Here is a 14,425-nt window from a genome sequence, read left to right as displayed (position 1 = left end):
CTCAGTTCCCCTCTCCGGCCGCTATCGCGTTGACCACGTCCAGCGCGCTGCGCACGCCGTCTTCATGAAAACCGTTGTACCAATAGGCTCCGCAGAACCAGCTCCGCTGGTGACCGTTGATCTCGCCGCGCCGCGCCTGCGCCCGCCAGCTTTGCGGGTTAAACAGCGGATGCTCATAAACGAAGCGTTGCAGAACGAAGCGCTCATCCACCGCCGCGTCCGGGTTCAGTGTGACGCAGAATAGCGGGCTGCCCGCAGGCAGCCCCTGCAGAATGTTCATGTTGTAGGTCACACAGGCGCTGGCCTGCTCCTGCGCGCTCAGCCGGTAATTCCAGCTCGCCCAGGCGCGCGGCCGCACCGGCAGCCAGCGCGGGTCGCTGTGCAACACCACCTCGTTGCGCTGCCAGCCGATATCGCCCAGCACCTCGCGCTCTGCGGAGGTCGGGTCGTCAAGCATCGCCAGAGCACTGCCGGAGTGGCAGGCAAATATCACCTGGTCGAAGGTATGGCTGCCGTTTTCAAGCTGGAGCGTGACCCCGTCCTCGTGGCGGCTCACCCGCTGAACCGGTGAATTGAGATGCAGCGTCAGCCGATCGCCCAGTTTGTCCAGCATCGCGCGGATATACTCTCGCGAGCCGCCCGGCACCACGTACCACTGCGGGCGATGGGTGATATCCAGCAAACCGTGGTTTTGGAAGAAACGTAAAAAAAGCGGCAGCGGGAAACGCTTCATCTCCTGCAGCGAGGATGACCAGATGGCGGCCCCCATCGGCAGAATATAGTGGCGCGCAAAAAACGGCGTAAAGCCGTGCTGGTCCAGAAACGTCTGCAGCGTGGCGTTCGGGTCCACTTCCCCGTCCAGCGCCTGTTTTGCCAGACGATTGAAGCGGACGATTTCACCGAGCAGCCGCCAGAATGTCGGATTGACGAGATTTCGGCGCTGGGCAAACAGCGACGTCAGGGTGTGGCCGTTGTATTCCAGCCCCGTCTCAGGGTTGTGTACTGAAAAGCTCATCTGGGTTTTTTGCCCGCTGATACCCAGCTCGCTGAGCAGGCCCATAAAGCGCGGATAGGTGCGGTCGTTGTAGACGATAAACCCGGTATCGATCGCGTATGTGCCTTGTGGCGTCGTCACGTCAACCGTTGCGGTATGGCCGCCCGGTGTGGATCCCGCTTCAAACAGGGTCACCTGATGGTGCCCGGCCAGTCGCCAGGCGCACGTCAGCCCGGCAATGCCGCTGCCGATAATTGCAATGTTCATGAACGCACCATCCTGCGCAGCAGCGTGCGCTGAAGAAAAGCAGGCAGCCCTGAGAGCAGCCGCAAAATGAAGCCAAATCCGGCAGGAAACGCGATGTGCATTTTCCCGGCCGCCAGCCCGATACGGATCGCCTTCACCGCCTCATCGACGGTCACCCGACCCGGCATGGCAAAATCGTTTTTTCGCGTCAGGGGCGTATCGACGAAGCCCGGAGAGACAACCGTGACGGTAATCCCTTTTGGCTCCCAGTCCAGGCGCAGGCTTTCGGCAAACCAGCTCAGCGCCGCTTTGGACGCACCGTAGGCCTCTGCGCGAGGGAAAGTCAGCCAGTGGGCCATCGAGCTCACCAGCACCACGCGGTTGCCGCGAACCAGCTGCGGCTGCAGCGCCTCAAGGCAGTTCACCGGCCCGAGGAAATTGGTGTTCATGACCCGCTCCACCAGCGCTGCATCCACCACGCCACCGTCGAGGTATTCGCAGGTACCGGCGCAGAGAATAATCAAATCGGCGTAGCTGCCGGTCAGCGCCTGTCGGCAGGCCTCCCGGTCCGTCATATCGAACAGGCGAACGGTGAGATTGGGGCAGGTCTGATGCAGCGCTTCCAGACGCGCCGGATCGCGCCCGCAGGCAATCACATGATAGCCGTCAGCGGAGAAGGATTTCGCCAGCCCGGCGCCAATGCCCGAACTTGCACCGGTAATCAGTACCGTCTTCATGATTTGACCCTCCGCTTCACGCCGCGTACCGCCCAGCCCAGCAGAGGAAGATGTTCGTAGATCATCTCTCCCGCATCGTAGTAGTCGCGCTGGTGGGTGATGAGATCGTTTTCCGTCTCCACCACCGAGCACCCCGGCAGATCGAGCGGTTCGCCTCCGGCAATGCGCGGATGCGACCAGTGCATCACCCAGGTGACAACAAACCGGTTCCCGCTGCAGAGCGGCGGGTCGATAGAAAAACGGCAGTTCTCGACGTTGGCCAGCAGATGGGTGAAATAGCGCTGAAGCGCAAAGATACCGTCGTGCTCGCCGAACGGATCGACAAGCGTGGCATTTGAATGGTAAAGCCCGACCAGCGCGGACGGCGGCTGGCTATCCAGTGCGGCGTAGTACTCGACAAACCGACTCACGACAGAGGGCAAAGTGCTCATGGGTCACATCCTGGCTGTAAACAACGTGGCGTAATCGCATACTTAAAACTTACACAATTAACGTTACTTGTCCAAGTTTGTGCAAATTTATTTTTTATTACCCATAAATATCAACAACTTGATAACTCAATCATTTGACGGTTTTGTAGGCCGGGTAAGGCGTAGCCGCCACCCGGCTTTCACTTTCAGGTTATCCTTAAGGCAAATTCAGCGGTCATCTTCCAGGCTTATCCTTTTTATTCATAAGGATGCCTGACATGAAACGTTTCTTTCTCTCCCTCTTCTCAAGCCCGGAATCCTTACTGCAGGTGATGAGTCAGCAGGAAATTATTGAAGCCGTAGAAGATGGCGACCGCATCATTATCGACCAGGACGGGAACGCCTCGGTGAACTACAAAAGCAACGAGGTGCGGCAGGACTTTCTGCGTCACGTTAACGCGCTGAAGAGGGCCTGATATGGGAACGGCGATATTTATGGTGCTGATGGTCTGCGGGTACTGGTACACCAGCCGAGACCTGTCGACCCGCTTTAAAATCAAGCGTTCCTTTGGCTGGGACGTCTATTTTCTCGTTGCGCTTTACGGCTGTATTTTCGTTCTGCAGGGGGTGATTGCTACGGGGCTGCTCTGGCTGCTGCTGCTCACCCTTTCCGCCGCCAACAACGCCTTCCACTTTGCCTCACCAAAATACACCGACTGGCAAATCGACTTTATGAACTGGAGTTTTTTAGGCATTCAGGCGCCGGTGGTGGTGATGCTGGCGTTTGCCATTCTGTTTTGCCTCTACCGCTCTAACTGGGCAGGCAGCGCCAGGCTGGACGGCGAGAGTCGGAAAAAGCTCTACAAACGGCTTGCGCAGGCGAGCGGGATTGAACAACTGCTCTATCAGTGTATGGAGCAAGGCGAGCTGGCGCAGGTCACGCTCCGCTCGAGGCGGATTTACGTCGGTATGATCCACACCGCGACGCTGGAATATGAAAAAACGGCCAATATCGTGCTGATCCCGATGTTGAGCGGGTACCGGGATGCGAAGACGATGAACCTGCGCATCGAGAATAATTACAGCCGGTGGTATGCGGAGCATGACATTACGCTCGACTCGGAACCCCGCAGCGCCATGTCATTCCGCAAGGTGATTTTACTCAACCAGATTGAGAGCATCTCGCTGTTCGATCCCGCCAGCGCCAGCGCGCTGTCGCTGGCACAGCGGGACGAGAGCCCTGGCCCTAAAGAGACATCCCCATAATTCTGAGTATGCTCTGCTGTGAGGCTGTTTCAAAAAGGACATTCTTAATGCAGAGCATGCCCTGCTTCTGGTAGAACCGGTACGCTCCTGCGTTCTGCTCAAGCACTTCCAGCCAGAGAGAGTCCTTTCCCCTGCTTCGGGCCATGTCGATAATTTTATGGAACATGTCCTGACCATAGTGCTTGCCGGTCTCAGCAGGATCGAGGTAGAGCTTGTTGAGGAGAACGCCCCTCTTATCCGTTTCCGGAAGTATGGCGTCCCAGGTCACTTTCATGAATCCCACTGGCCGATCGGTTTCTGCCACAAACCAGGAAACATGGCTCTCGGTAAGGCTCTGCTCAATGACGGAGGGGGCATACTCGGCGTTCAGAAAATCCTTCATCTCCGCATCTGATACCCACAAATGCTGAAAATGCGCGGGATAGATACGATATCCCAACGCGCTTAATAGCGTTGAATCGGCCCCGGTGGCCTGTCGAATTCGAAGCGTCATGGAAGGTATCCCGCGTAATCACCCGCGTTGGGCATGTTGATAGAGATCCCAGCGGTTGCCGTACATATCTTCAAACACCACCACCGTACCGTACTCTTCCTCACGAGGTTCTTCACAAAAATGAACGCCTTTTGCTTTCATGGCATGGTAATCGCGCCAAAAATCATCCGTCTGAAGGAACAGGAAAACTCTGCCGCCGCATTGATTACCGATAAAACCTTCCTGCCTCTCGTTAGACGCACGAGCCAGCAAAATGTTGCAGTCGCTTTCCGGATTGGGCGAGACGACCACCCAGCGTTTACCCGGTTGCGGCGTATCCTCTACGAGGGTAAACCCCAGCTTGTCTGTGTAGTACTCAATGGCGCGATCGTAGTCATCAACCACAATAGCCACGCAGCCGAGGCATCGTTTCTGTGTTCTCATTTTTTCGTTTCCTTTGCCCTAATTGACTCATTATGAACGCTTTTCCACTGAATATGCACACATAAAAACAGCGATCGCATGCGCGACCCGACGAGCAATTCCTTCATCAGATAAGCTTTTTCTGGTGTCAGGCTGTATCTCAAGGCTTGTCATCTCTTCCGTCGTGACATCACGGCCTTTCTCAAGAAACAGGCTGCATCAATTGCCATCGGGTAACCCTGCCAGCGCCCTCTTCAACGACGCGATGACCTCATCCGTCTCCATGCCCATCTGCGCTTGAATAATGGCGCCGTCAATGAGCAGCATGATTTCATTGACGACGCGCTCATCCGCAATCTTCGTCAGCGACGCAATAATCTTCTTTGTTTCGATTTTATGATCGCGGCATATCGCTTTTATTTCGCTTTCAATCTCTTCGGATTTGGCTTCGGCGCTGGCATTAATAAACGCACAGCCGTGAAACTCAGGCGAAATAAACCATTCATAAAGGGTAGCCGATAGAGCGTCCGCAGGCGTCTGGCCTTCAACGAGATGTCGACGAAGCGTGGCCTCAAACCAGTTAATCCATATTTCATGTCGATAGTGTAAATAGGCGAGAATAAGCAAGCTCTTACTCGGATAATGGCGATAAAACGTTACCTTCGTCACTTTCGCCTCTTTAATCAGCGTATCCACCCCCGTCGCTCTGAAGCCTGTGGAATAAAACAGATCGTGCGCCGTCAGTAATATTTTATCCCTGACGCTTATTTTTTTATCGTTGTTTTCGGATTCTGCTTTCATTTGTCGATGGCCTCAAAACGGATGTTGACAACGTTATTTTTCAGGCATAGATTAGCGCAAGTAGACAGACCTGTCTACATAATCACATAACGAGGTAATCGCCATGAACACACGTCCTCCCTTACCGCCCTTCACACGTGAAAGCGCTATTGAAAAAGTCAGGCTGGCAGAAGATGGCTGGAACAGCCGCGATCCGGCGAAAGTTGCGCTGGCCTATACGCTGGATACCCAATGGCGCAACCGTGCAGAATTCGCCACCAATAGGGAGGAAGCGCAGGCGTTCCTGGCGCGGAAATGGAAAAAAGAGCTCGATTATCGTCTGATTAAAGAGCTGTGGGCCTTTACGGATAACCGCATCGCGGTCCGCTATGCCTATGAATGGCATGATGATTCAGGCAACTGGTTCCGCTCGTACGGCAACGAAAACTGGGAGTTCGCACCGGACGGCTTGATGAAGCCCCGCTTTGCCTGCGTTAACGATATGCCGATAAAAGAATCCGAGCGACTGTTCCACTGGCCGCTGGGCAGACGCCCGGACGATCACCCCTCGCTGAGCGATCTGGGGTTATAGGCTCAACGCATCACTCCGGCTTCCCGGAGTGATGTGATTTACAGCGCGCCCAGCTGTTTCATCAGCGTCAGGTTGTCCTCAATATGCCAATTCGCTGCAATTTTACCGTCACGGATTTCATAGATATCCGTGACGATAAAATCTATTTTCTGCCCCTTTCCTTTCAGCTTGCCAAATGTCCCGGTGAATGTGCCGTAAAAATGTAAATGTGAGACCACGCGGTCGCCTGAAATAATCATCTGCTCAACGTCGCAGCGCAAATCGGGCACGGCCGTGCGAAACGCCCGCGAGGCTAAAATAGCGCCTTCCGGCCCCTGCTTACGGCCTTCCGGCGGTGTTTTATCAACAAAGTTTGCCGCCAGGGCATCACGCGCCAGAGTTTCATTACCGGTGTTCCAGAACGTGGCATATTCTCTGGCAACGGCTTCATTCGTCTTTAATTGCCCCTGGGGCAGGCTCTTGTCCACAATCAGCTGTTTCGGCTGTACTCTTTCCCCCTGCGCGGAAATAGCATTGCCCGACAGACCAGCAAAAATAAGCGCCGCGATAGCGGGACGAAAGCACGTCGTATATTTCATGATGTCTCTCTACAGAGTGTTACGTTACCCGCAGACGATGCCCTGCGGATCACATTAATGAGGGGTCAGTTAATTAACGCCCCGCCCTCAATATCAATGACCGACCCGGTGACAAACGGATTGTCCATGGCGAAAAGATACCCTTGTGCGATGTCCTGCGCCCTTCCCCAGGCTTTGGCTGGCAGGGTTTCCGCCGCGCCTGCGAGCATTTTTTCCCGCGCGGCGGCGTCCATCCCCGCATACGCTTCCGTGTCGGTCAGCCCCGGACTCACGACGTTGACGCGCAGCGGGGAAAACTCTTTCGCCAGTACCTTTGTCGCGGCCTCAATGGCGGCATTCATCGTTGTTTTTACGATGGCGCCCGCCACGGTGCGGCGCGCCACAAACCCGCTGGTGAAGGTCAGCGTACCGCGGGGAGCGATGTTCCCGCTGAGATGGCGGGCGACATTCAGGCTTCCCCAGAATTTTGTATCAAAGGCCTGTCTTGCCGCACGGAGATCCAGTCCGGAAAGCAGCCCGCCCGGCGCCTGTGAACCCGCCGTGACGACAATATTATTGACCTCGCCCAGCGTTTCACTGAGCGCAACAAGCTCTTCCTCACGGCTGATATCGAGCACGAGAGTGCTAACAGACGCGGCATGAGCGCCCAGTCGTTGCCGTGCAGCGTCCAGTTTCGCGCTATCGCGTCCCGCAAGCATAATCTCCTCGCCGCGCCCGGCAAGCAGGGTGCCCACGGCGAAACCAATGCCGGAAGCGCCGCCGATAATTAAGGTTTTACGGGTCATAAAGTTTCCTCCTGCTGGGTGTACGTTGAGTAATCGGTATAGCCCGTGGCGGTGCCGCCAAACAGCGTGGCGGGGTCGCGCACCTGGGCCAGGGGCAAGCGGTGCGCCAGCCGGTGAGGTAAATCCGGGTTGGCAATAAACGGTCGTCCGAAGGCAATCAAATCGGCATAGCCCGCCGCCAGAATTTCTTCGGCTTTGGAAAGGTCATAGTTACCCGCGACGAACAGGGTGCCGCTGAAGGTCTCGCGAAGCGATTGACGGAAATGCTCAGGAATCTGCGGCGCGTCGTCCCAGTCGGCTTCCGCCAGGTGGATAAACGCAATCCCTTTTTGTTCGCACCAGGCCGCAAGCGCGAGTATGGCTTCAGAGACCTGCGGGTCGTTCATCCCGCGCTGGGTAATAAACGGCGAAAGACGAATGCCCGTACGTTCGTGACCAATCGCCTCGGCAATCGCGCTTAACACGTCCTGGGCGAAGCGGATCCGGTTAGCCACCGTACCGCCGTACTCGTCCGTGCGTTTGTTGGAGGTTTGGCGCAGGAACTGGTCGATCAGATAGCCGTTTCCGCCGTGGACCTCCACGCCATCAAACCCGGCCTGAACGGCATTCAAAGCGGCCTGGCGATAGTCCGCGACGATGTTCTGAATGTCCTTGCGTGAGAGCGTTCTCGGCTGCGGGCAGTCAACCATCTGGCCTTCTCCACGCTCATTCACCACCCACACCTGCGCGTCCGGGGCCAGCGCTGACGGGGCGACGGGCTGACCGTCCTGGTGAAAACTGGCGTGCGACATTCGCCCAACGTGCCAGAGCTGAGAAAAAATGACCCCGTCCGCCTGATGTACGGCCCCCGTCGTGAGCTGCCATCCTGAAACCTGCTCCGGCGAATGGATGCCGGGCGTCCAGGAGTATCCCTGACCCTGAGGCGAGATTTGCGTGGCTTCGGTGATGATTAACCCCGCGCTGGCCCGCTGCCGGTAATACTCCGCCATCAGCGCGGAGGGAATGTTGCCCGGCTGAAGGGAGCGCGCTCGGGTCATCGGCGCCATGACGATACGATTTTTCAGGTCCAGCGACCCCAGCCTGTAGCGTTCAAAGAGTGAAGCAGGTTTCATGTTTTCATCCCTTATGGTTTGGATGAAATCACTTTACAGTCCGCATCTGATTTTGATAATTACGCTAAAAACAGATGCACTTTTCGGAAAAGATGAATAATGGGTAAACTCGAAGACATGGCCTTACTGGTGGAAGTCGCCGAGGCCGGAAGTCTTTCCGCCGCCGGACGACGCCTGTCGCTTTCTCCTGCCACGATGACCGCCAGGCTGAAGGCAATTGAGGAGCGTTACCAGACGCGCCTGTTTCATCGCTCAACGCGATCCCTCACCCTGACCCGCGCAGGGGAAGAGTTTTATCACGCCGCGCTGCGCGTGCTGGAAGAGGTGCAGCACGCCGAGTCGCTGCTGACGCAAAAAGAGGGCGTGCTCAGCGGCAATATTCGCCTTTCCGCGCCCTCGGACTTTGGCAGACAGTATCTCAGCCCTGCCGTCATTGAATTTTCGCGTCACCATCCTGCCGTCAAATTTTACATCTCGCTAAAAGAACACGTTGAGGATCTGGTCGCTAACCGGCTGGATATGAGCGTGCGCTTCGGCAATTTGCCGGACAGCAGCCTTGTCGTCAGAAACATCCGCCCGAACCGTCGGGTGCTGGTTGCCTCCGGGGCGTATCTTAACGACCACGGTATCCCCGCCACGTTTGCCGATCTAGCCTGGCACCGGTGCCTGGCGCTGGAGTCTCAGGGCGTGGTGATGAACGAATGGCGCTTTGAACATGAGGGAGAGGAAAGCGTTGTTCGCGTCGAGCCCGCCATGGTGTGCGACGACGGGGCATTGCTTCGTCAGTGGGCCCTGGGCGGAGCGGGCATCGCCGGGAAATCGTGGTGGGACGTCAAAGACGACGTTGACGCCGGAAGACTCACGGTGCTGTTTGCCGACAGCTTCACCGGCTTTAGCCGCTACGATCGCAAAGATGTCGGGCTGCAGTTTGTTTACCCGCAGCGCAAGCTGCAGTCGCTTCAGGTTACGGCGTTTAGCCAGTTTTTTCTCGACTGGCTTAAAAAACATTAACGTAAAAAACAGTGATACACTTACTCCACCTGGCCGATTGTCCCGTCTTCACGACGTAAGACAGCACAACAGTAACCAAAGTACAAAATGGTCACTCGTTGCCAACCCTGGCTCGTCACGCTAAGCTTACATAATGACTAAAACTATGAACGCCCCATCAATACGTGGTCCACTTGACCATTCTGTCAGAGAGCAAATCGTCGAAGCGGCCTTTGAGCACTTCGGCCATTACGGCTATGAAAAAACCACCGTCGCCGAGCTGGCGAAATCTATCGGTTTTTCAAAATCCTACATTTATAAGTTCTTCGATTCCAAGCAGGCTATCGGCGAAGTGATCTGCGCTAACCGCCTGGAGCTGATCATGGCGGCCGTGCTTTCCGCCATTGAGGATGCGCCGTCAGCCAGCGAAAAACTCCGCCGTCTTTTTAAGTCGCTCACCGAGGCCGGCAGCGAGCTGTTTTTCCACGATCGCAAGCTCTACGACATCGCCGCCGTCGCGTCACGGGAGAAGTGGCCTTCGACGGAAAGGTATACCGAAAGCCTCCTGAAGCTGATTGAGAGCATCATTATCGAAGGCAGACAGGCTGGAGAGTTCGAGAGGAAGACGCCGCTGGACGAGGTCACCTGTGCCGTTTACATGGTGATGTGCCCTTACATTAACCCCGTTCAGCTGCAGTACAACCTTGAAACTGCCCCAACGGCGGCGGTACTTCTCTCCTCACTGATTTTAAGAAGCCTGGCCCCCTGATTAGTGACCATTGACTTTATTGGTCACTAATCACAGAATGCGGAAACTGTCCTGTTACTTCAAAAGGGTTTCCCATGCTCAGGCTCACTTCAGCCCGCCTTGCCATATGTCTTCTGCCGTTTGCCCTCGCGGCATGCGGCGATATTTCCGCGAGTGACGATCCGCGCACCAGGCCTCCGCTTGTCAGATCCGCCTCCGTCGAGAGGGCGAATCCAGCCGCTCGCACCTTTACGGGCGTGGTGGTGGCAAGAACGCAAAGCGACCTGGGCTTCAGGGTTCAGGGTAAAATCCTCGAACGCCTGGTGGATACCGGGCAGACCGTCAAACAGGGCCAGCCCTTACTGCGTCTGGATCCGGTTGACCTGAAATTACAGGCTCAGGCGCAGCAGCGCGCGGTGGATGCTGCCCAGGCGCGGGCGAGAAAAGCCACCAGCGATGAGGCGCGTTATCGCGGTCTGGTGGCGTCCGGCGCGGTGTCCGCCGCGGAGTACGATCAGATTAAAGCGGCGGCCGATACGGCCAGGGCGGATCTCAGCGCCGCCCGGGCGCAGGCCAACGTGGCGCAAAACGCCACGGGCTATGCCGTCCTGCTGGCGGATTCAGACGGCGTGGTGATGGAGACGCTTGCCGAACCCGGTCAGGTGGTCAGCGCCGGACAGGTGGCGATCCGCCTTGCCAGAGCGGGACAGCGCGAAGCGCTCGTGCAGCTTCCGGAGACGCTGCGCCCTGCCGTCGGCAGCGAAGCACGGGCCACGCTTTATGGCCGTGAACAGCACCCGGTCACCGCCACGTTGCGCCTGCTGTCTGATTCCGCGGATGCCGCAACCCGGACGTATGAAGCACGCTACGTGCTGGCAGGCCAGCTGGCGAACGCGCCGCTGGGGGCAACCGTCACGCTCAGCCTTGAAGACCCGAAAGCGGAAGGTCAGGCCATGCAGGTCCCGCTGGCCTCACTCTACGATGCGGGTAAAGGGCCCGGCGTCTGGCGCATTTCCGCCCAGCCGGCAAAGGTCATATGGACGCCGGTTAAGGTGCTGAGCGTGGGTGAAGATGCGGTCCAGATCGCGGGCGGCGTGAAGCCCGGGGAGAAGATTGTTGCGTTAGGCGCCCATCTTCTGCACGAAGGTGAAGTTGTCAGGCTGGCAGAACAGCGCCATGCCGCTCCGGCGGAGAACGCGCCATGAGCCAAAGCCACTTCAACCTGTCAGCGCTGGCCGTCCGCGAGCGTTCCGTCACGCTGTTTCTGATCGTTCTGGTGACGATTGCCGGTATTTACGCCTTTTTTGGACTGGGACGCGCGGAAGATCCGCCCTTCACCGTGAAGCAGATGACGGCGATTGCCGTCTGGCCGGGCGCAACCGCGCAGGAGATGCAGGATCAGGTGGCCGAACCGCTGGAAAAGCGCCTGCAGGAACTCAAGTGGTATGACCGTACGGAAACCTACACCCGCCCCGGCATGGCCTATATCACCTTGTCACTGCAGGACAAAACCCCGCCTTCTGAAGTGCAGGAGGAGTTCTATCAGGCGCGTAAAAAGCTTGGGGATGAATCCCAGCGTCTCCCGGCGGGCGTCATCGGCCCGATGATCAATGACGAATTCTCGGATGTCACCTTTGCCCTCTTTGCTCTGAAAGCAAAAGGCGAACCGCAGCGGCAGCTGGTACGCGATGCCGAAGGCCTGCGCCAGCAGCTTCTGCACGTTCCAGGGGTCAAAAAAGTGAACATCATCGGTGAACAGGCCGAGCGGATTTATATCGCCTTCTCCCATGACCGTCTGGCGACGATGGGCCTCTCACCGCAGGATATTTTCAATGCTCTCAACGGCCAGAATGCCCTGGCCGCGGCGGGCGCCATTGAGACCCGGGGCGCGCAGATTTTTATCCGCCTGGACGGCGCGTTCGATGAACTGCAGAAAATCCGCGATACGCCTTTAGTCGCCCAGGGCAAAACGCTCACGCTGTCGGATGTGGCAACGGTTGAACGAGGCTACGAAGATCCCCCGACGATGCTGATACGCAATCAGCATGAACCCGCCCTGCTGCTGGGCGTTGTCATGCGTGAGGGCTGGAACGGCCTGGCGCTGGGTAAAGCGCTGGATGCGGAGACGGCGAAAATCAACGATAGCCTGCCGCTTGGCATGACCCTGACCAAAGTCACCGACCAGTCCGTGAATATCCGCTCCTCGGTCGATGAGTTTATGATCAAATTCTTCGTCGCCCTGCTTGTGGTCATGGTGGTCTGTTTTGTCAGCATGGGCTGGCGCGTGGGGGTGGTGGTTGCGGCGGCGGTACCGCTGACGCTGGCGGTCGTTTTCGTGGTGATGGAAGCCGCGGGAATAAACTTTGACCGCGTCACGCTGGGCTCTCTGATCCTCGCCCTCGGTCTGCTGGTTGACGATGCCATTATCGCCATCGAAATGATGGTGGTGAAGATGGAGGAAGGTTACGACAGAATCAAAGCCTCGGCCTACGCCTGGAGCCACACCGCCGCGCCGATGCTGGCCGGTACCCTGGTGACGGCCATTGGCTTTATGCCGAATGGTTTTGCCCAGTCGACCGCCGGGGAATACACCAGCAATATGTTCTGGATTGTCGGCCTCACCCTGATTGCCTCATGGTTTGTGGCGGTGGTGTTCACACCGTATCTTGGAGTGAAGATCCTGCCGGCGATCCCCAAAGTGGAAGGCGGCCATGCTGCCATCTATAACACGCCTCGCTATAACCGTTTTCGCCAGCTGCTTGGCCGCGTTATCGCCAGAAAATGGCGCGTGGCCGGATCCGTGGTCGCCATTTTCATTCTGGCCGTGCTTGGCATGGGGCTGGTAAAAAAACAGTTCTTCCCGACCTCCGATCGCCCGGAAGTGCTGGTTGAAGTGCAGATGCCCTATGGCACCTCGGTTGCGCAAACCAGCGCCGCTACCGCAAAAATAGAAGCGTGGCTGGGCAAGCAGCCGGAAGCCAAAATCGTCACGGCCTATATTGGTCAGGGCTCGCCCCGTTTCTATCTGGCAATGGCCCCCGAGCTGCCTGATCCCTCTTTTGCGAAAATCGTGATCCTGACGGACAGCGAGACGTCACGCGAGGCGCTCAAGTTCAGGCTCAGGGAGGCCGTCGCCAGCGGCCTTGCGTCCGAAGCCCGCGTGCGGGTGACGCAGCTGGTGTTTGGCCCCTACTCGCCTTTCCCGGTTGCCTGGCGCGTGTCGGGGCCGGACGTCAAACAGGTGCAGGACATCGCCGAACGGGTGAAAGCCGTGCTTCAGGCAAGCCCGATGATGCGAACCGTTAACACCGACTGGGGCTCGCGCGTTCCGGTGCTCCATTTCACTCTCGATCAGAACCGCCTGCAGGCGACCGGCTTAACCTCCAGCGCCGTTGCCGGGCAGCTTCAGTTCCTGCTCTCCGGCGTGCCTGTCACCTCCGTGCGGGAAGATATTCGATCGGTAGACGTCGTTGCACGCGCGGCGGGAGATATCCGCCTTGACCCGGCAAAAATCGAAGGCTTTACCCTGGTCGGCAATGCGGGACAGCGCGTGCCGCTGTCTCAAATTGGCAAGATAGAGGTCGGCATGGAAGACCCGATCCTGCGCCGCCGCGATCGCACCCCCACGATTACCGTACGGGGCGATATCGCCGACAATCTTCAGCCGCCGGACGTGTCGGTCGCCATCATGAAAGAGCTCCAGCCGATCGTTGATTCGCTGCCGGCCGGCTACCGCATTGACATGGCGGGGTCGATTGAGGAGTCGGGCAAAGCCACGCAGGCCATGTTACCGCTGTTCCCGATCATGATTGCCTTGACGCTGCTGATCATCATTTTGCAGGTGCGCTCACTCTCCGCGATGGTCATGGTGTTCTTAACCGCGCCGCTGGGGCTGATTGGCGTCGTGCCGACCCTGCTGATATTTAATCAGCCGTTTGGCATCAACGCGCTGGTCGGCCTGATCGCCCTCTCCGGCATTCTGATGCGCAATACGCTGATCCTGATCGGTCAAATCGATCATAACCAGAAGGACGGCCTCGATCCGTTCCAGGCGGTGGTCGAGGCGACGGTCCAGCGAGCGCGGCCGGTCTTACTCACCGCCATGGCGGCCGTGCTGGCGTTCATTCCCCTGACGCATTCAGTGTTCTGGGGCACGCTGGCCTGGACGCTGATCGGCGGAACGCTGGGCGGGACGATCATTACCCTCGTCTTCCTGCCCGCGATGTATGCGATCTGGTTCCGGATCCGCCCGGTTGAACAACGCGTGCAGCCTGCCACGGAAAACGTGTAAA

16 protein-coding genes are annotated in these 14,425 nt (G+C 57.6%); 7 read left to right on the top strand and 9 right to left on the bottom strand.

All coding sequences use genetic code 11. The features are described from left to right. Position 1: 1 nt before the first annotated feature. Genes ACOTXF_RS16550 through ACOTXF_RS16540 form a run of 3 tightly spaced genes read right to left on the bottom strand, consistent with a single transcriptional unit; the run spans position 2 to position 2,408 of the window. Positions 2-1,261, bottom strand: coding sequence for an NAD(P)/FAD-dependent oxidoreductase (locus ACOTXF_RS16550; protein ID WP_032651754.1), 1,260 nt, complete (start codon positions 1,259-1,261; stop codon positions 2-4). Then, on the bottom strand, positions 1,258-1,977 hold the full coding sequence (locus tag ACOTXF_RS16545; RefSeq protein ID WP_047747535.1) for an SDR family NAD(P)-dependent oxidoreductase: 720 nt from the start codon (positions 1,975-1,977) through the stop codon (positions 1,258-1,260). The genes ACOTXF_RS16550 and ACOTXF_RS16545 overlap by 4 nt, the downstream gene beginning before the upstream one ends. After that, positions 1,974-2,408, bottom strand: a complete 435-nt coding sequence (locus tag ACOTXF_RS16540; RefSeq protein WP_008502330.1) for a nuclear transport factor 2 family protein — start codon at positions 2,406-2,408, stop codon at positions 1,974-1,976. Before ACOTXF_RS16540 ends, ACOTXF_RS16545 begins: the two co-directional genes overlap by 4 nt. A 257-nt stretch (positions 2,409-2,665) precedes the next feature. Between ACOTXF_RS16540 and ACOTXF_RS16535 the strand changes: the two genes are divergently transcribed. Together ACOTXF_RS16535 and ACOTXF_RS16530 are read left to right on the top strand one after the other, a co-directional pair. After that, positions 2,666-2,863, top strand: a complete 198-nt coding sequence (locus ACOTXF_RS16535) for a hypothetical protein (protein WP_008502331.1) — start codon at positions 2,666-2,668, stop codon at positions 2,861-2,863. A 1-nt stretch (position 2,864) separates the two neighbouring features. Then, on the top strand, positions 2,865-3,653 hold the full coding sequence (locus ACOTXF_RS16530) for a hypothetical protein (protein WP_008502332.1): 789 nt from the start codon (positions 2,865-2,867) through the stop codon (positions 3,651-3,653). On the opposite strand, the gene ACOTXF_RS16525 is transcribed toward ACOTXF_RS16530, so the two are convergent. The 3 genes from ACOTXF_RS16525 to ACOTXF_RS16515 all read right to left on the bottom strand — a co-directional run bounded on the left by ACOTXF_RS16525 (position 3,634) and on the right by ACOTXF_RS16515 (position 5,349). Continuing rightward, entirely contained in the window at positions 3,634-4,146 is a 513-nt protein-coding gene (locus ACOTXF_RS16525; protein ID WP_047747536.1) for a GNAT family N-acetyltransferase, read from the bottom strand. The genes ACOTXF_RS16530 and ACOTXF_RS16525 overlap by 20 nt on opposite strands. A gap of 18 nt (positions 4,147-4,164) precedes the next feature. After that, positions 4,165-4,569 (bottom strand): VOC family protein, encoded by a 405-nt coding sequence (locus ACOTXF_RS16520; protein WP_008502334.1) that lies wholly within the window; start codon positions 4,567-4,569, stop codon positions 4,165-4,167. 198 nt (positions 4,570-4,767) lie between these two features. Continuing rightward, positions 4,768-5,349: a TetR/AcrR family transcriptional regulator gene (locus ACOTXF_RS16515; RefSeq protein WP_232926817.1), complete on the bottom strand. Its 582-nt coding sequence runs from the start codon at positions 5,347-5,349 to the stop codon at positions 4,768-4,770. A gap of 103 nt (positions 5,350-5,452) precedes the next feature. On the opposite strand from ACOTXF_RS16515, the gene ACOTXF_RS16510 reads away from it, so the two are divergent. Further along, a complete protein-coding gene (locus ACOTXF_RS16510) occupies positions 5,453-5,920 on the top strand; it encodes a DUF1348 family protein (RefSeq protein WP_048961979.1) in 468 nt (155 codons plus the stop codon). Between the two features lie 38 nt (positions 5,921-5,958). Here ACOTXF_RS16510 and ACOTXF_RS16505 read toward each other — a convergent pair whose 3' ends face one another. The 3 genes from ACOTXF_RS16505 to ACOTXF_RS16495 all read right to left on the bottom strand — a co-directional run bounded on the left by ACOTXF_RS16505 (position 5,959) and on the right by ACOTXF_RS16495 (position 8,395). After that, entirely contained in the window at positions 5,959-6,498 is a 540-nt protein-coding gene (locus ACOTXF_RS16505) for an ester cyclase (RefSeq protein ID WP_421635287.1), read from the bottom strand. Positions 6,499-6,563: 65 nt separating this feature from the next. Next, complete coding sequence (locus ACOTXF_RS16500) at positions 6,564-7,283, bottom strand: SDR family oxidoreductase (protein WP_232926815.1); 720 nt, start codon at positions 7,281-7,283, stop codon at positions 6,564-6,566. Next, on the bottom strand, positions 7,280-8,395 hold the full coding sequence (locus ACOTXF_RS16495; protein WP_232926813.1) for an alkene reductase: 1,116 nt from the start codon (positions 8,393-8,395) through the stop codon (positions 7,280-7,282). Before ACOTXF_RS16495 ends, ACOTXF_RS16500 begins: the two co-directional genes overlap by 4 nt. A 99-nt stretch (positions 8,396-8,494) precedes the next feature. Here ACOTXF_RS16495 and ACOTXF_RS16490 point away from each other — a divergent pair, with 99 nt between their 5' ends. The 4 genes from ACOTXF_RS16490 to ACOTXF_RS16475 all read left to right on the top strand — a co-directional run bounded on the left by ACOTXF_RS16490 (position 8,495) and on the right by ACOTXF_RS16475 (position 14,424). Further along, the gene (locus tag ACOTXF_RS16490; RefSeq protein ID WP_234115311.1) at positions 8,495-9,406 is read left to right on the top strand and encodes a LysR family transcriptional regulator; all 912 of its coding nucleotides are present in this window, start codon (positions 8,495-8,497) and stop codon (positions 9,404-9,406) included. Between the two features lie 133 nt (positions 9,407-9,539). Next, complete coding sequence (locus ACOTXF_RS16485; RefSeq protein WP_031275020.1) at positions 9,540-10,154, top strand: TetR/AcrR family transcriptional regulator; 615 nt, start codon at positions 9,540-9,542, stop codon at positions 10,152-10,154. Positions 10,155-10,228: 74 nt separating this feature from the next. Then, positions 10,229-11,338 (top strand): efflux RND transporter periplasmic adaptor subunit, encoded by a 1,110-nt coding sequence (locus ACOTXF_RS16480; RefSeq protein ID WP_129344272.1) that lies wholly within the window; start codon positions 10,229-10,231, stop codon positions 11,336-11,338. Beyond that, a complete protein-coding gene (locus ACOTXF_RS16475; RefSeq protein WP_232926806.1) occupies positions 11,335-14,424 on the top strand; it encodes an efflux RND transporter permease subunit in 3,090 nt (1,029 codons plus the stop codon). The genes ACOTXF_RS16480 and ACOTXF_RS16475 overlap by 4 nt, the downstream gene beginning before the upstream one ends. Position 14,425 lies beyond the last annotated feature (1 nt).

The organism is Enterobacter cloacae complex sp. IR53041, assembly GCF_049238285.1.
Classification (GTDB): domain Bacteria; phylum Pseudomonadota; class Gammaproteobacteria; order Enterobacterales; family Enterobacteriaceae; genus Enterobacter; species Enterobacter roggenkampii.
Note: the sequence above shows the minus strand (reverse complement) of the source record. Positions and strands in the feature narration are given on the sequence as shown.